A 20,546-nucleotide genomic window follows, 5' to 3' on the forward strand; every position below is an offset into this window, starting at 1 on the left:
TAGATTCGGCTACGCAGCCATTCCATCCTGCGGCTCAAAACTGTCCGCCCGCGCCATCTGCCACATCCGCGAATAGAACTCGCCGTTCACCTCTCCGGTGAGCAATTCCCCCGGTTTCAGGAACACATGCAGCTGCGAGAACAGTTTGATTTCAGTGGCCGACATGCGCCGCACCAAATGCTTGGCCGACAGTTGCGACGGATGGTCGAGGCCGGCGGCAGCGAGCATTTCTGCCAGGGCCTTGAGCGTATTGCGGTGGAAGTTGTAGACCCGCTGGGCCTTGTCCGGCACCACCAGCGCGCGCTGGCGCAGGGTGTCCTGGGTGGCGACGCCGGTCGGGCATTTGTTGGTGTGGCAGCTTTGCGACTGGATGCAGCCGATGGCGAACATGAAGCCCCGCGCGGAGTTGGCCCAGTCGGCACCGATGGCCAGCACGCTGGCGATATCGAAAGCGCTGACGATCTTGCCGCTGGCGCCGAGCTTGATCTTGTCCCGCAGATTCAAGCCCACAAGCGTGTTGTGCACGAACAGCAGACCTTCGCGCATCGGCACGCCGATGTGGTCGGTGAACTCCACCGGCGCGGCGCCGGTTCCGCCTTCCTTGCCGTCGACCACGATGAAGTCCGGCAGGATGCCGGTTTCCAGCATGGCCTTGGCGATGCCCATGAATTCCCACGGATGGCCGAGGCAGAACTTGAAGCCCACCGGTTTGCCGCCGGACAGTTCACGCAGTTGCTGGATGAAATGCATCATCTCGATCGGCGTGGAGAAGGCGCTGTGGCGCGATGGCGAGATGCAGTCTTCGCCCATCAGGATGCCGCGGGTGTCGGCGATTTCCTGGGTCACTTTGTGCTTGGGCAGAATCCCGCCGTGGCCGGGTTTGGCGCCCTGGCTCATCTTTATTTCGATCATCCGCACTTGCGGGGTCTGCGCCTGGGCGGCGAAGCGTTCCGGGTCGAAGCGGCCGTCGCTGGTGCGGCAGCCGAAATAGCCGCTGCCCAGTTCCCAGGTCAGGTCGCCGCCATGTTCGCGGTGATAGGGGCTGATGCTGCCTTCGCCGGTGTCGTGGGCGAAGTTGCCGAGTTTCGCACCCTGGTTCAGCGCGCGGATCGCGTTGGCACTGAGGGAGCCAAAACTCATGGCCGAGATGTTGAACACCGACGCCGAGTACGGCTGGGTGCATTGCGGGCCGCCGACGGTGACGCGGAAACTGCTCGGGTCGCTCAGCGGCGCCGGGCGCATTGAGTGGCCGATGAATTCGAAGCCGGACTGATAGACGTCGATCAGGGTACCGAACGGTTTGTCGGCGGTTTCATTCTTGGCCCGCGAATACACCAGCGAACGCTGGGCGCGGGAGAAGGGCAGGGCGTCGCTGTCGGATTCCAGCAGGTACTGGCGGATTTCCGGGCGGATGCCTTCGACCAGATAACGGATATTGCCCAGGATCGGATAGTTGCGGCGCACCGCGTGCGGGCTCTGCAGCAGGTCGAACAGACCGATCAGGCTCAGCACCCCGGTGACGGCGGTGATCGGCCACAGCCAGTCATGTTCGAGAAAGGGCAGGCTGGCGAGGGTGAACATCACGCAGACGGCAAAGAAGGCGTAGCGGCTCAGGAGTGACAGGCTCATACGGTTTCCTTGGTTCGGATGGTTTTTTTGCGGCAGTCAGGCGTTCTGCGCCTGTAGAAAGATCGAAAACAGCTCCGACTGGGATTTGATCCCCAGCTTGCTGTACATGTGTTTCTTATGGACTTTCACGGTTTCAACAGAGATTTCCAGCTTACGGGCGATTTCTTTACTGGAGCAACCGCTGAGCATCAGGCGCCCGACATCCAGTTCCCGGGCGGTCAGTTGCGCGCCCTTGAGCTGCTGCACCGACGCTTCGAGCTGCACCCGCCAGTCCGGTTGCGCAGGCGCCGGGGCCAATGCCACGGTTTCGTTGATTTCATAAGGCAGGCGCTGGCGCAACAGGCCGAGCACCCACGGCTGGATCAGTGACAACAGGGCAATCTGCTCGCCGGTGAAGCGTTGCTGGCTGCCCAGCGACAGGCACAGCGTGCGGTCGCCCTCGAGCTGGCAATTGAACTGGATTTCGTCGGCCACCACATTCAGACGAAAGTATCGCTGGTAATACTCGGTCAGTTCGAAGTGCTCCGGCGCGACCTCCGACAGGCGATACAGCCCGGTGCGCGATTGTTCGCGGCAGGCGATGTAGAACGGGTCGAGCAGGTACAGACCGCGCAGGTAGTCCTGAAACAACTGGTCAGGACTGCCGTCTGCGCCGGGGCATTCGGCGAACACCTGCGGGTGGCGGTCGGCGCTGAACAGCAGCGCCACCCAGCTATCGAACGGCACGTACTGGTCGAGCAGGCGCACCAGTTGCGCCCAGAAATTCGGCTTGTCGAGGGCGTCGATCAACTGCCCGACGGCGCGGTGCCAGGTGATGTCGTCAAACGAAAGAGTCATGCCTCTACCCCTATCGGGTTACCCCGGCCGCGTAATTCCCTGGCCGGTCGAATGCGAAGCATACTGGCCCACAGACAGCCGCCGGGCAATCTTTCGGCACCCGGCGCCCATAACAAGGACTGCCCATGAAAGTCGAACTCGCCCAACTGGCGGGCCGTGACAAAGACACGGCGTACAACCTCGAACGCGCCCTCGCGGCGATTGCGGCCTGCGCCGCCGACACGCAATTGATCGTGTTCCCCGAGACCCACCTGATGGGCTTCCCGACCGCCGACACCGTGGCGCAAATCGCCGAGCCGCTGGACGGCCCGACCGTCAACGCCGTGCAGGCCGCCGCCCGCGAACGCAACCTCGCCGTGGTGATCGGCATGGCCGAGAACGACAACGGCCGCTTCTACAACACTACGCTGCTGATTACCCCTGAAGGCATCGCCCTGAAATACCGCAAGACCCATCTCTGGGCTTCGGATCGCGGTGTGTTCGAGGCCGGCGACCGTTACGCCACCTGCCTGTGGAACGGCGTGCGGGTCGGTCTGCTGATCTGCTACGACATCGAGTTCCCGGAGTCGGCCCGGGCCCTGGCGCAATTGGGTGCGGAGTTGCTGATCGTGACCAACGGCAACATGGACCCGTACGGGCCGACCCACCGCACCGCGATCATGGCCCGGGCCCAGGAAAATCAGGCGTTTGCGCTGATGGTCAACCGCGTGGAAGCCGGGGATGACGGGTTGATGTTCGCCGGCGGCAGTGCGCTGGTGGATCCGCTGGGCACGCTGCTGTTCGAAGCCGGGCGTGAGGAAGGGCGGTTCAGTGTCGAGCTGGATTTCGGCCAGCTGGAACTGGCGCGCAAGGATTATCGGTATCTGGATGACCAGCGGTTGAGGTTGCCGGGGGAGGTGGTTGAACACGCCTCGGGAGTACGCGAGCTGCTGATCCCTTGACCCGTTGTACCCGATCGTTCCCACGCTCTGCGTGGGAATGCAGCCCGGGACGCTCTGCGTCCCAAGAGCGGACGCGGAGCGTCCATTGAGGCATTCCCACGCAGAGCGTGGGAACGATCAATCTCCAGTCGAACAAAAAAACAAGCAACACCCGAAACATTCGCCGAACTCGGCCTCTGCCATAAATCCAATAAAATCCGGAGTAAGTCGCCCATGGCTCGTTTGCAACGCACCCTTTCGCTGGGGTCGGTGGTGCTGTTCGGCATCGCCTACATGACGCCGATCATTGTTCTCGGCACGTTCGGCATCCTCGCCCAGTCCACCGCCGGCATGGTGCCCGCCGCGTATCTGGCGGCGCTGGTGGCGATGTTTTTCACCGCCATGAGTTACGGGCGCATGGCCGCCGCGTTCCCGGTGGCCGGCTCGGCCTACAGCTATGTGCGCAAGGCCATCAGCCCGAAACTCGGCTTCATCGCCGGTTGGGCGGTGCTGCTCGATTATCTGTTTCTGCCGATGGCGATCTGGCTGATCGGCGCCGCGTACCTGGCTTCGGCGTTCCCGTCGATTCCGCAGTGGATCTGGGTGCTGGCGTTCATCGGCATCACCAGCGCGATCAATATCATCGGCCTGAAACTGGCCAACGGCATCAACGCCTTGCTGATGCTGGTGCAGTTTCTGGTGCTGATCGCCTTCGTCGCACTGTGCGTGCATTACGTCGGCGGCGATGCCAGCACGCCGTTGTGGTCGATCAAACCGTTCTTCAACGGCGACATGCAGATGCCGCTGATCATGAGCGGCGCGGCCATTGCCTGCTACTCGTTCCTCGGCTTCGATGCAGTCAGCACCCTCACCGAAGAAACCCGCGATCCGCGCCGCACCATCCCTCGGGCAATCATGCTGATCACTCTGATCGGCGGGCTGATTTTCGTCGGTGTCTCGTACTTCGTGCAGATCGCCCATCCGTCGTTCCAGTTCGACAGCGTCGACTCGGCGGCCTACGAAATTGCACGCAACATCGGCGGTGATCTGTTCGTGTCGATCTTCCTGATCGGCCTGATCGTCGGTCAGTTCGCCTCGGGCCTGTCGGCGCAGGCCAGCGGTTCGCGTTTGTTGTTTGCGATGGGCCGTGACGGTGTGTTGCCAAAGTCGTTCTTCGGCACCCTGCACGCGCGCTTCGGCACACCGGTCAACAGCATCCTGCTGTGTGCCGTGGTGGCGTTGCTGGCGCTGAAACTCGACGTGACCACCTCGACCTCGTTCATCAACTTCGGCGCGTTCCTGGCGTTCAGCCTGGTCAATCTGTCGGTGATTTTTCACTACTGGATCGGCGGGGATAAAAAAGGTCTGCGCGAACTGGTGCTGTTCCTGGTCTTCCCGTTCATCGGTCTGCTGGCGGACTTGTGGCTGATGGTCAGCCTCGATCACCTGGCGGTGTATCTGGGCCTGAGTTGGCTGGCGATTGGTGTGCTGTATCTGGCGGTGCTGACCGGTGGCTTCCGTCGCCAACCACCGGAGATGGACTTTCAGGAAGCGGCCTGATCAGGCATCAGGCCGCCGGCCGGGTTTGGCGCAACGGCAGTTGCACGCGGAACGTCGTACCGAATCCCGGTTTGCTGCTGACGGAAATGTCACCGCCGTGTTTTTTTACAATGCCATAGGACAGGGACAGGCCCAGGCCCGTCCCCTGGCCGACCGGTTTGGTGGTGAAGAACGGGTCGAAGATCTTTTGCAGGGTTTCGGGTGCAATGCCCGAGCCCGTATCGGCGACTTCGATGACTGCCGATTCTCCCTGCACGCCAGTGCGCAGGGTGATGGTGCCGCGCTCCGGACCCATGGCCTGCGCCGCGTTGACCACCAGGTTCATGATGACCTGATTGATTTGCGAGGGCAGGCATTCGATGTCCGGCAGCTCCTGATATTCCTTGATCACATCGGCCTTGTACTTGAGCTCGCTGGCGACAATGTTCAGGGTCGATTCGATGCCCTGTTGCAGATTGGCCCATTGCCATTCCTGATGGCTGTCGACCCGGGAGAAATCCTTCAGGTCCCTGACGATCTGGCCGACCCGAGCGATGCCTTCCTTGGATTCCCTGATCAGCACCGGAATGTCTTCGAGCAGAAAATCCAGTTCGAGGTCCTCGCGCAATTGCTGCAACTGCCCAGCCAGTTCGGCGGGCAGGGTTTGCCCGGCGGTGTGATAGGCGCCGAGCATGGTGAGCAGTTGCTGGAAATAGCCGTCGAGCGTGCCGAGGTTGGAGGAAATGAAACCGATCGGATTGTTGATTTCATGGGCGACGCCAGCGGCCAGTTGCCCCAGCGAAGCGAGCTTCTCCGATTGCACCAACTGGCCTTCCAGCTGTTTGCGTTCGTCGATTTCCCGCTGCAAGGCTTCGCTGGCCTGCTTGAACTGGGCGGTACGCTGATCCACCAGATGTTCCAGGTGATGCATTTGCAGCGACGCGCGCTCGGTCATCTGCCATTTGGTCAGAAGGGTGTTGGCCATCTGCTGGACTTCGATGTTGTCGAAGGGTTTTTTCAGAATCAGCAGCCGGTCATGGGCGTGCAGACGATCCAGCAATTCGTCCCAGGAATAGTCGGAATAGGCGGTACAGACCACCACCTGCAACTGCGGATCCTGCTGCCACAGCGCTTCGATGGTTTGCGCCCCGTCCCAGCCGTCGGGCATGCGCATGTCGACGAACGCCAGGGCGTAGGGACATTGTTCCTGCAAGGCCAGGTTGAGTTTGGCCAGGCCTTCTTCCCCTCCGTAGGCCGAGTCCAGTTCGAAAACCGCTCGCCGGGGTCTGGCGGTTTCGCCGAACAGCGCGGCTTCCATTTCGTCCATCTCTGCGGACTGCGCTGAAGCCGGGGCGAGGATCTTGCGAAAGTCTTCGTGGATCGACGGCATGTCATCGATCAGCAGAATGCGGCGGTTCGACAATTCGCTCATGCGTTCTCCGTTACCGCGATCAGCGGAATCTGCAAGGTGAACAGGGCGCCCTGGCCAGGTCCGTCGCTGTGGGCCGTGAGGTGGCCGTTCATCTCGATGGCCGCCAGGGCGCAACTGTGCAGGCCGAAGCCGTGGCCCTCTTTGCGGGTGGTGAAACCGTGGGCAAAGATCCGCGTCATGTTTTCCGGGGCGATACCTTCGCCATCGTCCTTGACGCTGATTTCCAGATAATTCCCGTCGACGATTTTTACGCCCAGGGTGATGGTGCGCGGGCGGTTGCTGAGGTCGGACATCGCGTATTTGGCGTTGCTGATCAGGTTGATCAGGATCAGCAGCAAACGGTGTTTGTCACCCATCACCTGCGGCACTTCGGCGTAGTCCTTGACCACTGTGACGTGGTGCCGGGTCAGGGCTCCGGCGTTCATGCGCAGGGCGTCTTCGAGCAGTTCGCTGATGTACAGCGGCTCGGTCAGGCTGCTGGCCCCGGCATAGGATTGCTGGGTGGCGACGATGTCCTTGATGTGATCGACACTTTTGTTCATCTGGTTCAGTTCGTCGACCATTTCCTGCTGTTCCTGGGCGATGGCAACGACCAGTTGATTGAGATAACCGGGCAGCAATTTGCCCTTGGGGTCTTCGCTGAGGAACTGGCCGAGGTCGTCGGGGTGTTCGTTGATCAGCTGCATGGCCTTGCCCAGCCCCAGGGTCTTGCTGTTGCGTAACTTGCGCGCGATCAGGTCGGAGGAAATGTTCACGCTGTTGAGCACGTTGCCGACGTTATGCAGCACGTTGGTCGCGATCTCGGCCATGCCGGCCTGGCGTGCGGCGTCGAGCAGTTCGCTCTGGGCGTTCTTGAGCTCCCGGGTGCGTTCCTCGACCCGTTGCTCCAGAACATCGTTGGCGGTTTGCAGGGCTGCGTTGACCCGGTTGATCTCGGCGAAACTGCGGATCAGACGGATGGCCAGCCACAGCAGCGACAGCATCAGCAGGACCGAGAACAGCAGCAGATAGAAGTGATATTTCCTGTCGATTTTTTCGACCCGCTGCTGATCCCGGTTGAGCATGTTGGTGATGTTGTCCAGGCGCTCGGCCACCGGAACCGCCTCAATCTCCTCGAGCAAGCGGTTGACGATCGGCTGCTCGCGCAGGATCAGGCTGATGTGATTGCTCAGGATCCTGATCGGGGCTTGAAAGTCCTGGGGCAGGCGTTGCGCGTTCACCGCCAGTTTGTTCAGGCCCAGGACGATATCGGCGGCCTTGTCGTCGGAGGTGACCTGAGAGAACTCAAGTGCGCTGAGCAGCAGGTCATAGGTATCGGTGGCGATGTTCTGCACCTGAATCTTGTCGAGATCGGACAGGCCGGCCAGTTGTGCCTGAATGTCATCTTCGGCGGTCGGCAGGAACGCCAGAGAGTTGCGCAGCAAGGCGTTGTGCGACTTGAACTGCTCCACCAGCCGGGTCTTTTCCTGCATCGCCTTGAGAAAACTCTCGTGGGCTTCGTCCCATTGTGTCGAGTCGTTGCGCCCGTGCCCGGACTCCATGGTGTCGAAGCGTTCCCACAGGCGGTTCATCTCGCTCATCGGCGAGACCAGCGGGTCGTAATTGTGGGAGATCGCCACCCGGGCCTTGAGGATTTCGTTTTCCCACAGCGAGTCCTGCTGCTTGATCTGGCGGATCAGGTCCCGGGATTCGGTGTAGGCCGTCGTCTGCTCGGTGCTGGACTTGAGGTAGAGAAACACCAGGATCGAGGCCAGCAGCACGGCGACGAGCCCGATCAACATCAGGCTGACACGGCGTGAAACCTTCATCATGGCTGGCCCTCCGGATGGCCGGTCAGGGTCTTGAGAAACAGGATGATCAGGGTCTTGTCTTCTTCGCTCGGCATGCGCCCCAACTGATACTGGAACATCACGTCCACGGCCCGTTCGAGGGTGGGCGCCGAGCCGTCATGGAAGTACGGTGCGGTCAGCGCGACATTACGCAGGCTCGGCACCTTGAACACGGCGCGGTCGGCTTCGTCGCCGGTCACGTTGAAACGGCCCTGGTCGGCCACCGTCGGGTTACCGCGATCGGCGATGTAGTCGCCGAACACGCCAAATTTCTGGAACATGTTGCCGCCGATGTTGACGCCCTGATGGCAGGCAATGCAGCCGTACTCCTTGAAACGCTGATAGCCGTATTTTTCTTCGAGGGTCAGGATATCGGTATTGCCCAGCAGGTACTGATCGAAACGGGAGTCGGGGGTCAGCAGCGTGCGCTCATAGGTGGCCAGCGCATTCTGGATATTGGCCCGGTTCACGGCATCGGGGTAGGCGGCACGAAAGCTTTGACCATAGGCTGCGTCGTCAGCGATCCGTTGCACGACGGTGTTCCAGTCGCTGCCCATTTCGTGGGGGCTGGTGATCACGACGTTGCTTTGTTCTTCCAGGGTTTCGACGCGGCCGTCCCAGAACTGGCGGAAATTGAGGCTGGCGTTGAATACGGTCGGCGTGTTGACCGCCACCGGTTGCCCATCGAAGCCGTTGGAGAAGGCGCGGGTGTCGGCGCCGCTTTTATCCAGTTGATGGCAGCTGGCGCAGGACAGCGTGTTATTGATCGACAATCGCGGGTCATGGAACAACTGGCGCCCCAGCTCGACCCGCCTGGCATCCAGGTGCGGCATTGGCGGCAAAGGTTTCAGCGGCTCGTCCAGCGGTGCGGCGATGGCATTTGCGCACAGACCGAGCAGTAGAACCAACGACCCCGGGCGATTCATGAAACACCCCACGTGCCAGGCTGAGCAGACTCCAGCAACCGGGCGAAGGCCTCTGCCGGCAAGGCCTTGCTGAAATAAAAGCCCTGGCCCTCCTCGCAGTGGTGAGCCCTGAGAAACTCCAACTGTTGTGCTGTTTCCACACCTTCGGCAATGACGTTGAGGTTCAGGCTCTTGCCCAGGCTGATGATCGCGCCGACCAGGGCGGCATCACCGCTGTCATGGCTCAGGCCGCGAATGAACGACTGATCGATTTTCAGCACATCGATGGGAAAGCGGCGCAGATAGCTCAGGCTGGAATAACCGGTGCCGAAGTCATCGATGGCCAGCCGAACCCCCAGCGCCTTCAGCCTGCCCAGCGCGTTCATCGTTGCATCGACGTTCTGCATCAGCACACTTTCGGTGATCTCCAGTTCCAGCAGACGGGGATCGAGCCCGGTCTGTGCCAGTACCTGCTCGATGCCCTCGACGAAATGGCGCTGGCGAAAGTCGATGGCCGAGGTGTTGACCGACATGCGGATCGGCGGCAAGCCCGCCTGTTGCCAGTCCCGGGTCTGCCGACAGGCTTCGCCCAGCACCCATTTGCTCAGCGGCACGATCAGGCCACTGTCTTCGGCCACCGGTATGAAATCCGACGGATAGACCCAGCCATGTCCCGGTTTTTGCCAGCGCACCAGTGCTTCGGCGCCGACCACCCGGCTACTGACCAGGTCGATTTTCGGCTGGTAGTGCAGGACGAATTCGTGCCGCTGCAGGGCCTGGCGAATGCCCGTTTCGATGCCTTGCTGTTCCCGGGCACGCTGGTTCATCGCCTCGATAAAGAAAGCGATCTCGCTCGGCCCGGTTTCCTTGGCGTTGCGCATGGCCGTTTCAGCTTTTTTGATCAGTTCGATGGCTTCGAGCCCGTCGTCGGGATAGATGCTGATGCCCAGACTGGCCGTGATGCTCACGGGATGCCCGACAATCGTCTGTGGAATACGGATGGCGCCCAGCAGTTTCTCGGCAATGCTGCGGGTCTGCTGCGGGTGGTTGATGTCGCTGAGCATTACCACGAACTCGTCGGAGCCATAACGAAAGACCGAATCCGATTCGCGCACGCAGGCGAGCAATTGCTGGCCGACCCGTTTGAGCATCTCGTCGCCCGCCGGGTGGCCCAGGGCATTGTTGATGCGCTTGAAGCGATCCAGCCCGAGAAACATCACCACCAGTTGTTTGTCATGGCGCCGGCAGGCGGCCAGCGATTGAGTCAAACGGTCACCGAGCAAGGTGCTGTTGGGCAGGCCCGTGAGGCTGTCGTACTGCAACAGGTGCGAGACCTTGAGCAATTCATGCACGCGGGCTTCGATGGTCTGCTCGAGACTGAGCATTTTCAGCGCCGCATCCTGGGCCAACTGCCATTTCCAGGTCAGGGCATTGGCCATCTGGCGGATTTCCAGGGTGTCGAACGGTTTTTTCAGGATCAGCAACTGATCGCCGAATTCCAGTCGTTCGGCCATGGCCTCCCAGCTGTAGTCGGAATAGGCGGTGCACAAGGCGATTTGCAGATTCGGATCGACCGCCCACAGTTTTTCGATGGTTTCCAGACCGTCCCAACCGGGCGGCATGCGCATGTCGGTGAACGCGAGGGCATAAGGCCGGCCTTCTTCCACCGCATGCTGCACCAGTTTCAGCGCTTCCTGCCCCTGATAGGCGGAGTCGAGCTGGAACGTCAGGTGCGATGATTGCCGGGTGCCGAACAGCGTTTGCTCGAGCGTATCCAGGTCTGCTGCACCGCTGGTGTCCGGGGTCAGTATCTTGCGAAAGTCATCATGGATCGCCGGGGTATCGTCGACGATCAATATGCGCCGGTTGGTCTGCGCAAAAGGTGTTTTCATCCCTCGTCCTCCCTGGGCAGCGGGGCGGTCGCGTTCCCGTCCTTCAGCAGGCGGGCCGCCTGTTCGGGGCTGACAGCCTCCCTGAAGCAAAGGCCTTGCACGTTTTTCAGCGGGACCGAAGAGGCGAGGGCGTCATCCCGATCTGTGGGCTGGACGCTTTCGGCGCTGATGTCGATCGCCAGATCCCGGGCGAAATTGACGATCGCTCGCAGGGTATTGGCGCTGCCTTCATCCTGGGCTGCACTGTCGATCAGGGATTGGGCGAGTTTGAGGTGATTGACCCGGTAGGTTTTCAGGTAATCGAACGATGAGTATTCGGTGCCGAAATCGTCGATGGCGATCTTTACCCCAAGCTCACTGAGGCGCGGCAGCACATCGTTGTGGGTCCATTTGGTCTGGGCCAGGGTCGCTTCGGTGACATCGAAACGCAGATCCCACGGTGCCAGTTCCCAGCGGGCGGTGGTGCGCAGCACGTCATAGATGAGTTCCGGGCCGCTCTTGAGTTGCGCCAGGGAAATCCTGATCGCCATCACCGGAGGCGCCACTCCCTCGTTTTGCCACTGGCGCATCTGCCAGCAGGCGTGATCCAGGATCCAGCGACCGAGCGGGATGATTGCGCCGGTCTTTTCCGCTGCCGGTACGAAGGCCGACGCCGGCAGCAGACCAAGCCTGGGATGTTGCCATTTGACCTGCGCGGCCATGCCGAGAATCTTGCCGCTGTGCATGTCCACTTCCGGCGTGTAGTCGAGCTTCAGTCCTCCCCGAGTCAGGGCCGTCATCAACTCCTCGGCCAGGGTCATGCGCTCGGCGACTTCGCGAGTGATTTGCTCGGAATGGAACTGGTACTGATTGCGCCCCGTTTCCTTGGCGCGGTACAGCGCCATGTCGGCGCCGGCCAGCAGACTGTCGGCATCCAGACTGTTGGCGCGGTACAGGCAGATGCCGATACTGACGGAAATGCGCAAGGCATTGCCTGCCAGTTGGTAGGGCTCCAGCAGCGCATCGCGGATCTTGGTCGCGATGGCAGCAGACTGGGTCGGGTCGCTGACGTCCAGTTGCAGGATCGCGAACTCGTCTCCGCCCAGCCGTGCGACCACGTCATTTTCCCGTACATTGGATTTGATCCGTTGCGCCACTGCCTGCAACAACAGATCGCCGACCGGATGACCGAGGGTGTCGTTGATCCGCTTGAAGTGATCCAGATCCAGGTAAAACACCGCAAAAGGTGCCGCTCCCCGACGCGCGGCGGCGAAGGCCTGATGCAGACGCTCGATCAGCGTGGCGCGATTGGCCAGTCCCGTGAGACCGTCGGTGCGGGCCAGCAGGTTCATCTTTTCTTCGGCCAGCCGGCGTTCGGTGATGTCAAGAATGATCCCCTCGACTTCCAGCAACCGGCCGTCGTGATCGCGCACCGGGATGTAGCGGTTTTCCACCCAGCGCCAGTCGCCCGCGCCGGTACGCAGGCGAAACTCGATGGAGGCGCCTTCGGCATGCCGATCGAGCACCCGGCCCATGGCGGTATCGACACTGAGCTGATCGTCCGGGTGAATCAGCGTCTGCGCCCAGTGGGCCGAACCCACCAGATCAGCCGCGACATGGCCGTAGCGGGTGATGTTGTGGGAGATGTACATCAGCGGAAACGACGGTTCACCGCGCAACCGGTAGAGGATGGTCGGGCTGTTCTGCACGATGATGTTGGCGTCGGACAGTTCCCGGGTACGCTCCTGAACTGCCTGCTCCAGCAGGTTCATCTTCATGGCGGCGTCTTCGGTCATTTGCCACTTGACCGTCAGGGCGCTGGCCATCTGCCGGATTTCGATCGCGTCGAAGGGTTTTTTCAGGATCAGCAGGCGATCGGTCAGGGCCAGCCGCCGGTCGATGTCTTCCCACGAGTAATCGGAGTAGGCGGTGCACAGGGCCACCTGCAGCTTGGGATCGACCTGCCACAGCCGCTCGATGGTTTCCAGGCCATCCCAGCCCGGCGGCATGCGCATGTCGATGAAGGCCATGGCGTACGGGCGCCCGGCGGCGAGTGCGGCTTCGACTTTGTCCAGCGCTTCGCGGCCCTGATAGGCCGAGTCCAGTTCGAAACGGTCTTTCGGTGCGACGGGGGCGGAGGACGCATCGCCGAACAGCAGGCTTTCCGTTTCATCCAGGCTGTCGGCTTCAGCCGTGGCCGGTTTGAGGATCTTGGCGAAATCGTCATGGATCGACGCGGTATCGTCGACGATGAGCACGCGGCGGTTGGTGTGTCCGGGTTGCGCACTCATGACGCAATACCCGTGTGTTCACGCACATTCGTCATCGGGAGCATCCTTTTCCCCTCATCACATGCCTGCGCGCAGGTCGATGGTGTCGTCCAGCGACTTGAGCATAGTTGCCAGGGCGCAACTTTGCCTGGCGTGGTGTAACAGGGGATTTACACGCGCCCTGCGAAAATCATCTAGCCTGTGATTCAAGCGCGGGCAAGCAGGGGAGGTCTGCCGGCGCGGCAGTCATGTCCAACGTTTTTCACGAGGCTTCGCCATGGAAGAGCCGTCCGCCCCGATTTCGCCGCCCCGGCCCAAAGTGCTGCTGGTCGATGACGAAGAACCGATCCTCAACAGCCTGCGCCGCCTGTTGCGCGGTCAGCCTTATGACGTCTTGCTGGCCACCAGCGGTGCCCAGGCGCTGGAAATACTCGAACAGCAACCGGTGAATCTGGTGATGAGCGATGCGCGCATGCCCAACATGGATGGCGCCACGCTGCTGGCGCGCGTTCATGAGCTGTACCCGGCGACTGCGCGGATCATGCTCACCGGCTACGCCGACCCTTCGGCGATCATCAAGGCCATCAACGAAGGGCAGATCCACCGTTACATCAGCAAACCCTGGAACGACGAGGAAATGCTGCTGACCTTGCGTCAGGCCCTCGAGCATCAGCATCTGGCACGCGAGCGCGAACGTCTGGAAAAACTGACGCGAGTGCAAAACGAACAATTGAAATTGCTCAACAGCACCCTGGAAAAACACGTCGCCGCCCGTACCGCCGAACTGCAGCAGACCGCCGACATGCTCGACCTCGCCTACGAGGAGCTCAAACACAGTTATGTGACCGGCACCGAAGTGTTCTCGCTGCTGGCGAATTTGCGTCTGCCGCCGGCCAAGCAGACCAACCGGCAGATCATCGAGCTGGTACGCGGCTACTGCAAGGTTCATCGGCTGGACGAAGCCGCCAGCCGCGACCTGACCATGGCGGCGGCGCTCTACAACATCGGCAAACTGAGCTGGACCGACAGCATGATGACCACGCCCTCGGACCTGCTGCACTCCACAGAGCGCGACCGCTATCGGGCTTATCCGAAACAGAGCGAATCGCTGTTGATGACCCTGGATCCGATGAAGGATGCCGCGCGGCTGATCCTGCACCATCAGGAACACTGGGACGGCACAGGCTTCCCCGACCGTCTCAAGGGCGAAGCCATTCCCATGGGCTCGCGCCTGTTGAAACTGGCGGTGGATTTCGTCGAATTGCAGCGCGGGTTGATTCTCGAACGGCAGATGAACAGCGATGAAGCGCTGTTGTACCTGCGCCAGTACGCCGGCAAAGTCTATGATCCCGAGCTGATCGAGGACTTCGTCAAGGTGTGTGCGACGGTCAGCGATATCACGCTGACCGATCCGAGCGTCAGGGTGCTGGGCACCCGGGAGCTGGCGGCCGGGATGATCCTGGCGCGCAACCTCAATGCCGACAACGGCATGTTGCTGCTCAACGCCGGCAAAGTGCTGAGCGCTCCGCTGGTTGAAAAACTGATCAGTTTCGAGGCCATGGAGGGCGGCAAATACAAGGTATTCGTAAAGGTGCCGCAAGAGCCTGAGACGACGCTTGCGGCCCAGGGTGGATGACGCTGGCGCGGCCGGCATGGGATCCTTGCGGCTTTTCTCAAGGCCGGTGGCTGACCCATGACTTCTGTATCCGCAGTTCCCCCCCGCATCATCCGTATCGCCGCCGCGCTGCTGATCGGTCCCGACGGCCAGACCCTGCTGGTGCGCAAGCGCAATACCACGGCGTTCATGCAGCCGGGCGGCAAGATTGAAGCCGATGAACTGCCGGTGCATGCGCTGGCCCGTGAGCTGGAGGAAGAACTGGGACTGGTGATCGATCCGGCGCAGGCTAGCTTTCTCGGCCAGTTCTCGGCACCCGCTGCCAACGAGCCGGGATTCGTTGTGCAGGCCGAACTCTTTCAACTGACCATCGACGCCGGGGTGTCTCCGGCCGCCGAGATCGAGGAGGTGATCTGGATCGACCCGGCCACCGACGGCGATGTGGTTCTCGCCCCATTGACACGCGACCTGATCCTGCCGTTTTATCGAGCCTCGCTGACTGCGATCGCCTGATCATTCGTGCAAAGGACTTCGTCATGATCCCGCTTCAAGACCTGTTGATTTTCGCCGCCGCCGCCCTGCTGATGGTACTGACGCCGGGGCCGAACATGATCTACCTGATCTCGCGGTCGATCTGCCAGGGACGTCGCGCCGGGGTGACCTCGCTGCTCGGCGTGGTGGCGGGGTTCTTCGTGCATCTGTTCGCGGCGGCCGCCGGTTTGACCGCGGTGTTTCTCGCCGTGCCGATGGCCTATGAAGTGTTGAAGTGGGCCGGCGCGCTGTACCTGTTGTGGCTGGCCTGGCAGGCGGTGAAACCCGGCGCCCGCTCGCCGTTCGAGGCGCAACAGTTGCCGGCGGATTCTTCGCGCAAACTGGTCACCATGGGTTTTCTCACCAGCGCACTGAACCCGAAAATCGCGGTGTTCTACCTCTCGGTATTCCCGCAGTTCATCACCCCCGAGCACGGCTCGGTGTTCACCCAGAGCCTCATCCTCGGCCTGACCCAGATCAGCGTCAGTTTCAGCGTCAACCTGTTGATCGCGCTGTTCGCAGCGGGGATCGCTTCGTGGTTCGTCAACAATCCGACCTGGCTGGCGGCGCAGCGTTATTTCATGGGCTTCGTGCTGGGCGGCCTGGCCGTGCGGCTGATGCTTGAACAGCGCAAGGCCGCCTGAACATGTGGATCGAGCGGCTGGACGCCAGTCATGCGCTGGCCTATCGCGAATTGATGCTGGAAGCCTATGACCGGCATCCGCAGGCGTTCACCTCCAGCGTGCGCGAACGTGCAGTGATGCCGTTGAGCTGGTGGGAATCACGCCTGACCAGCAAGCTCGACGCAGTGTTTGGCGCGTTCGAAGAGGGCCGGCTGGTGGGGATCGTCGGCCTGGCGTTCGAGCCTCGGGAGAAGGCCCGGCACAAGGCAACGGTGTTCGGCATGTATGTGTCGGCCGAGTTTCGTCAGCGCGGGCTGGGGCTGAAATTGATGGAGGCGGTGCTGGGGGAAGCGCAGCAGCATCCGGCGCTGAAAGTCATTCAATTGACCGTCACCGCCGGTAATGACGCGGCGTTTCATCTGTACCAGCGCTGCGGCTTCATCCAGTTCGGCCTCGAGCCGATGGCGGTGCGGGTCGGCGAGGACTATTTCGACAAGATCCACATGTGGTCCCAGCCTTTCGTGCCAACCGCCAGTCTCAACGAACCGCGCTGACCCCATCCAGGGTCGAGAACGAGGTGTCCTTGGCCGTCAGCAGGAAATCGCGCATGTACGGCGCGTCCAGCATGTCGGCGCGGATCGCCGCGTACAGCGTCGCGAACAGACCTTTCTCGCCCAGCCGCTTGCCCTTCACGTAACCGCGCGAGCTGTATTCATGCAGCGCCCAGTGCGGCATGCCGCACACGCCACGGCCGCTGGCTACCAGCTGCATCATCATCACCGTCAGTTCCGAGGTGCGCACCTGCGCCGGCTCGATGTCGGCCGGTTCGAGGAAGCGGGTGAAGATGTCCAGCCGGTCGCGTTCGACCGGGTAGGTGATCAGGGTTTCGGTCAGCAGGTCTTCGGGGACGATGTACGGTTTGCTCGCCAGCGCATGCTGATTGGCGACCGCGAGCATGGCTTCGTAGGTGAACAGCGGCACGTAGGTGATGCCGGCGATTTCCAGCGGGTCGGACGTCACCACCAGATCCAGGTCGCCGCGAGCCAGCGCCGGCAGCGGGGCAAACGAGAAACCCGAAGCGAGGTCGAGTTCGACTTCCGGCCAGGCATCGCGGAACTGGTCGATGGTCGGCATCAGCCATTGGAAGCAGCTGTGGCATTCGATGGCCATGTGCAGACGCCCGGCGGTGCCGCCGGCCAGGCGCCCGATATCACGCTCGGCGGCGCGCAGCAGCGGCAGGGTCGCGTCCGCCAGTTGCAGCAGGCGCAGGCCGGCGCTGGTGAAGCGCACCGGTTTGGTCTTGCGCACGAACAACGGCATGCCCATGCGTTCTTCCAGCTCCTTGAACTGGTGGGACAACGCCGACTGGGTCAGGTGCAGGCGGTCGGCTGCATCGACCAGGCTGTCGGCTTCGCGCAGGGCATGCAGGGTTTTCAGGTGACGGATCTCAAGCACTGCAGGCTCCATGAGGAAAATTTGTGATCAACACGAAAAGGTTGAGTTTGTCTCATGTTGCCCTGGCTGTCGACAATGGCGCCATCTTTTACGCAATGGAGAACACTCGACATGGCCGTGGCACACACCCTGGGTTTCCCGCGCATCGGCGCCGACCGCGAATTGAAAAAAGCCCTCGAAGCCTGCTGGAAAGGCGATCTCGATCAGGCCGCTCTGAATCAGGTCGGCCGCGAGCTGCGCGCCAGGCACTGGCAATTGCAGAAGGACGCCGGCATCGACCTGCTGCCGGTCGGCGACTTCGCCTGGTACGACCAGGTGCTGACCCACTCGCTGACCTTCGGTGTGATCCCCGAGCGCTTCGACGGTGTGCGTGACGAACGCGGTCTGCCGACCCTCGACACCTTGTTTGCCATGGCCCGTGGCGCCACGTCTTCCTGCTGCGGCGGTGAGCACGGCAAGACCCAATACGCCCAGGAACTGACCAAGTGGTTCGACACCAACTACCACTACCTGGTCCCGGAATTTACCGCCGACCAGCCATTCAAGCTGAGCTGGGAACAGCTGTTCGATGAAGTCGAAGAAGCCAAAACCCTCGGTCACAACGTCAAACCGGTGATCATCGGCCCGCTGACTTATCTGTGGCTGGGCAAGGCGAAAGGCAACGATTTCGACAAGCTCGATCTGCTTGAGCGCCTGCTGCCGGTGTACAACCAAATCCTCGGTCGCCTCGCCGCCCAGGGCGTGGAGTGGGTGCAGATCGACGAGCCGATCCTCACTCTCGACCTGCCGCAGGCGTGGAAAAGTGCCTTCGAACGCGCCTATCACATCCTTCAGTATTCGCCGCTGAAGAAACTGGTGGCGACCTATTTCAGCGGTCTGCAAGACAACCTCGGCCTGGCCGTCGGTCTGCCGGTGCAAGGCCTGCACATCGACGCCGTACGTGCGCCCGATCAGCTCGGTCAGGTGCTGGATCGTCTGCCGACCTACAAGATTCTCTCGGTCGGTCTGGTCAACGGTCGCAACGTCTGGCGCTGCGAACTGGAGCAGGCGCTGGCGCAACTGCAGCCGGCGCAGGAGCGTTTCGGCGACAACCTGTGGGTCAGCAGTTCCTGCTCGTTGCTGCACAGCCCGGTGGATGTCGAGCGTGAAGACAAGCTCGATCCGGAACTGAAAAGCTGGCTGGCATTCGCCGTACAAAAGTGCAGCGAAATCTCGGTGTTGCGTGATGCGCTGAACGACCCGCAAGCGCCGAACGTGCAAAACGCACTGGCCGCAAGCCGCGCGATTCAAGAGAGCCGCGCCCGCTCGCCGCGTATTCACAAGGCCGACGTGCAAGCGCGGATCGAGGCGATCAATGCCAGCGACAGCCAGCGCCATTCGCCGTTTGCCAAACGCATCGCCGCACAGCAGGCGCGTTTGAAATTGCCGAAGTTCCCGACCACCACTATCGGTTCTTTCCCGCAGACTGGATCGATTCGTCTGGCCCGTCAGGCGTTCAAGCAGGGCAAGCTGTCGGTCAACGACTACCACGATGCCATGCGCAGCGAAATCCGCCACGCGGTGCAGGTGCAGGAACGTCTGGGCCTCGATGTACTGGTGCACGGTGAAGCCGAGCGCAACGACATGGTCGAGTACTTCGCCGAACAGCTCGACGGTTATCTGTTCACCCGTTTCGGCTGGGTCCAGAGCTACGGTTCCCGCTGCGTCAAACCGGCGGTGATTTATGGCGATCTGTCCCGTCCGAACGCCATGACCGTGGACTGGATCACCTATGCCCAGAGCCTGACGGACAAGGTGATGAAAGGCATGCTGACCGGTCCCGTGACCATGCTGATGTGGTCGTTCCCCCGCGAAGACGTGTCGCGCAAAGTCCAGGCGCAACAACTGGCGCTGGCCCTGCGGGACGAAGTGGTGGATCTGGAAAACGCCGGGATCAGGATCGTGCAGATCGACGAAGCGGCGTTCCGCGAAGGCCTGCCGCTGCGCCGTGAACAATGGCAGGAATACCTCGACTGGGCGGTGCAAGCGTTCCGTCTGACTGCGTCGGGTGTGAAGGATGAAACCCAGATCCACACCCACATGTGCTACAGCGAATTCAACGATGTGATCAAGGCGATCGCCGACATGGATGCCGACGTGATCACCATCGAAACCTCGCGTTCGGACATGGAATTGCTCGAGGCCTTCGAAGCGTTCGACTACCCGAACGACATCGGCCCGGGTGTCTACGACATTCACTCGCCGCGTGTGCCGGACACCGCCGAGATGGTCAAACTGATGAGCAAAGCCGTGAAGCGCATTCCGGCGCAGCGTCTGTGGGTCAACCCCGATTGCGGCCTGAAAACCCGCGCCTGGCCGGAGACCGAAGCGGCACTGGTCAATATGGTCGCCGCGGCGCGGCAGTTGCGCAGTCAGTTGGCGTAATACCTCAGAACCGGCTCACATCGAAAAACCGCTGAGGCTCTGCATTCAGCGGTTTTTTTCGCTCAGCTCCAGCGTTGGGGGAGAGTCTGCCCCGGTGTGTAAATCACATTGTCGATGTAAAGCGAACCTTTGTTTTTATAAGGATCTGAGGGACCCGAGAATCGAACTTCGACCCTCTTTACGTCAGCCGGCATATTGCCGCTGTAGTTAAAGACTGTATCCGTGGGTTGCAGCGGCGCCAGGCCAAAGTCCGCCTGAATCAATTGACCGCCTGCGTCGAAGCCCGAAATGAAATAAACCAGGAACGGGTGAGTAACGTAATCAAATGGAGGCAGGTAGTACTGGGCAGTGGGTGCGGATGCACTGAAACTCAGGGTAAAAGACCCGGAGGGGGCTTCGAACTGGGTATAGAGCAAGATGCCGTCATCCACTCCAGGGTGCAGTTGCGCCTGGTAGCTGCGGTTGTGATTGACCACGTCGGCTTTGCCGTGAAGAGCCTGTGCGATCCATGGGGTAAACCTGCCCGACTCGAAATCCCCGTTTGTAATGAGATTCGCGCTCATATTGCCTCCCTGATGCGTTGATGGCCGCCTGTCGGCCGAGAATTCATGCTGTGTCAAAGGCAGTTTTTTAACGACTGTCAGATCTGACAGTCCCGACAAGCGG

16 protein-coding genes are annotated in these 20,546 nt (G+C 61.3%); 7 read left to right on the plus strand and 9 right to left on the minus strand.

Annotated elements, in window-relative coordinates; all coding sequences use genetic code 11:
• Positions 1 to 9 precede the first annotated feature (9 nt).
• Both BMZ46_RS00990 and BMZ46_RS00995 read right to left on the minus strand, forming a co-directional pair.
• Positions 10 to 1,629 (minus strand): FMN-binding glutamate synthase family protein, encoded by a 1,620-nt coding sequence (locus BMZ46_RS00990; protein WP_039765795.1) that lies wholly within the window; start codon positions 1,627 to 1,629, stop codon positions 10 to 12.
• 36 nt (positions 1,630 to 1,665) lie between these two features.
• Positions 1,666 to 2,466, minus strand: a complete 801-nt coding sequence (locus BMZ46_RS00995; RefSeq protein WP_011335770.1) for a helix-turn-helix transcriptional regulator — start codon at positions 2,464 to 2,466, stop codon at positions 1,666 to 1,668.
• Between the two features lie 125 nt (positions 2,467 to 2,591).
• On the opposite strand from BMZ46_RS00995, the gene BMZ46_RS01000 reads away from it, so the two are divergent.
• Together BMZ46_RS01000 and BMZ46_RS01005 are read left to right on the plus strand one after the other, a co-directional pair.
• Positions 2,592 to 3,407, plus strand: a complete 816-nt coding sequence (locus BMZ46_RS01000) for a carbon-nitrogen hydrolase family protein (RefSeq protein ID WP_039765796.1) — start codon at positions 2,592 to 2,594, stop codon at positions 3,405 to 3,407.
• Between the two features lie 213 nt (positions 3,408 to 3,620).
• Positions 3,621 to 4,946, plus strand: coding sequence for an APC family permease (locus tag BMZ46_RS01005; protein ID WP_039765797.1), 1,326 nt, complete (start codon positions 3,621 to 3,623; stop codon positions 4,944 to 4,946).
• Between the two features lie 7 nt (positions 4,947 to 4,953).
• Here the strand turns inward: BMZ46_RS01005 and BMZ46_RS01010 are convergent, their stop codons facing one another.
• From BMZ46_RS01010 to BMZ46_RS01030, 5 genes are read right to left on the minus strand one after another with little or no spacing between them, the layout of a single operon-like run.
• Entirely contained in the window at positions 4,954 to 6,357 is a 1,404-nt protein-coding gene (locus BMZ46_RS01010; RefSeq protein ID WP_074688487.1) for an ATP-binding protein, read from the minus strand.
• Positions 6,354 to 8,168 (minus strand): DAHL domain-containing protein, encoded by a 1,815-nt coding sequence (locus BMZ46_RS01015; protein ID WP_039765801.1) that lies wholly within the window; start codon positions 8,166 to 8,168, stop codon positions 6,354 to 6,356. The genes BMZ46_RS01010 and BMZ46_RS01015 overlap by 4 nt, the downstream gene beginning before the upstream one ends.
• Positions 8,165 to 9,112: a cytochrome-c peroxidase gene (locus tag BMZ46_RS01020; RefSeq protein WP_039765802.1), complete on the minus strand. Its 948-nt coding sequence runs from the start codon at positions 9,110 to 9,112 to the stop codon at positions 8,165 to 8,167. Before BMZ46_RS01020 ends, BMZ46_RS01015 begins: the two co-directional genes overlap by 4 nt.
• Positions 9,109 to 10,983, minus strand: coding sequence for a putative bifunctional diguanylate cyclase/phosphodiesterase (locus BMZ46_RS01025; protein ID WP_074688485.1), 1,875 nt, complete (start codon positions 10,981 to 10,983; stop codon positions 9,109 to 9,111). Before BMZ46_RS01025 ends, BMZ46_RS01020 begins: the two co-directional genes overlap by 4 nt.
• Positions 10,980 to 13,253, minus strand: coding sequence for a GGDEF/EAL domain-containing response regulator (locus BMZ46_RS01030; protein ID WP_074688484.1), 2,274 nt, complete (start codon positions 13,251 to 13,253; stop codon positions 10,980 to 10,982). Before BMZ46_RS01030 ends, BMZ46_RS01025 begins: the two co-directional genes overlap by 4 nt.
• A gap of 256 nt (positions 13,254 to 13,509) precedes the next feature.
• Between BMZ46_RS01030 and BMZ46_RS01035 the strand changes: the two genes are divergently transcribed.
• The 4 genes from BMZ46_RS01035 to BMZ46_RS01050 are packed head-to-tail and all read left to right on the plus strand — an operon-like array spanning position 13,510 to position 16,555.
• Complete coding sequence (locus tag BMZ46_RS01035) at positions 13,510 to 14,868, plus strand: response regulator c-di-GMP phosphodiesterase, NosR family (protein WP_039765807.1); 1,359 nt, start codon at positions 13,510 to 13,512, stop codon at positions 14,866 to 14,868.
• Between the two features lie 57 nt (positions 14,869 to 14,925).
• Complete coding sequence (locus BMZ46_RS01040; protein ID WP_039765809.1) at positions 14,926 to 15,360, plus strand: NUDIX hydrolase; 435 nt, start codon at positions 14,926 to 14,928, stop codon at positions 15,358 to 15,360.
• Positions 15,361 to 15,383: 23 nt separating this feature from the next.
• Positions 15,384 to 16,022 (plus strand): LysE family translocator, encoded by a 639-nt coding sequence (locus BMZ46_RS01045; protein WP_039765811.1) that lies wholly within the window; start codon positions 15,384 to 15,386, stop codon positions 16,020 to 16,022.
• A gap of 2 nt (positions 16,023 to 16,024) precedes the next feature.
• Positions 16,025 to 16,555: a GNAT family N-acetyltransferase gene (locus BMZ46_RS01050; RefSeq protein ID WP_039765813.1), complete on the plus strand. Its 531-nt coding sequence runs from the start codon at positions 16,025 to 16,027 to the stop codon at positions 16,553 to 16,555.
• Here the strand turns inward: BMZ46_RS01050 and metR are convergent.
• The gene (gene metR / locus BMZ46_RS01055) at positions 16,539 to 17,456 is read right to left on the minus strand and encodes a transcriptional regulator MetR (RefSeq protein WP_007953158.1); all 918 of its coding nucleotides are present in this window, start codon (positions 17,454 to 17,456) and stop codon (positions 16,539 to 16,541) included. The two genes, BMZ46_RS01050 and metR, sit on opposite strands and share 17 nt — an antisense overlap.
• A gap of 111 nt (positions 17,457 to 17,567) precedes the next feature.
• Here metR and metE point away from each other — a divergent pair, with 111 nt between their 5' ends.
• Positions 17,568 to 19,880 (plus strand): 5-methyltetrahydropteroyltriglutamate--homocysteine S-methyltransferase, encoded by a 2,313-nt coding sequence (metE, locus tag BMZ46_RS01060; RefSeq protein WP_074688482.1) that lies wholly within the window; start codon positions 17,568 to 17,570, stop codon positions 19,878 to 19,880.
• 62 nt (positions 19,881 to 19,942) lie between these two features.
• Here metE and BMZ46_RS01065 read toward each other — a convergent pair whose 3' ends face one another.
• Positions 19,943 to 20,443: a hypothetical protein gene (locus tag BMZ46_RS01065; protein ID WP_074688480.1), complete on the minus strand. Its 501-nt coding sequence runs from the start codon at positions 20,441 to 20,443 to the stop codon at positions 19,943 to 19,945.
• Between the last annotated feature and the right edge of the window lie 103 nt (positions 20,444 to 20,546).

The organism is Pseudomonas sp. NFIX49 (assembly GCF_900115915.1).
Lineage (GTDB): Bacteria > Pseudomonadota > Gammaproteobacteria > Pseudomonadales > Pseudomonadaceae > Aquipseudomonas > Aquipseudomonas pharyngis.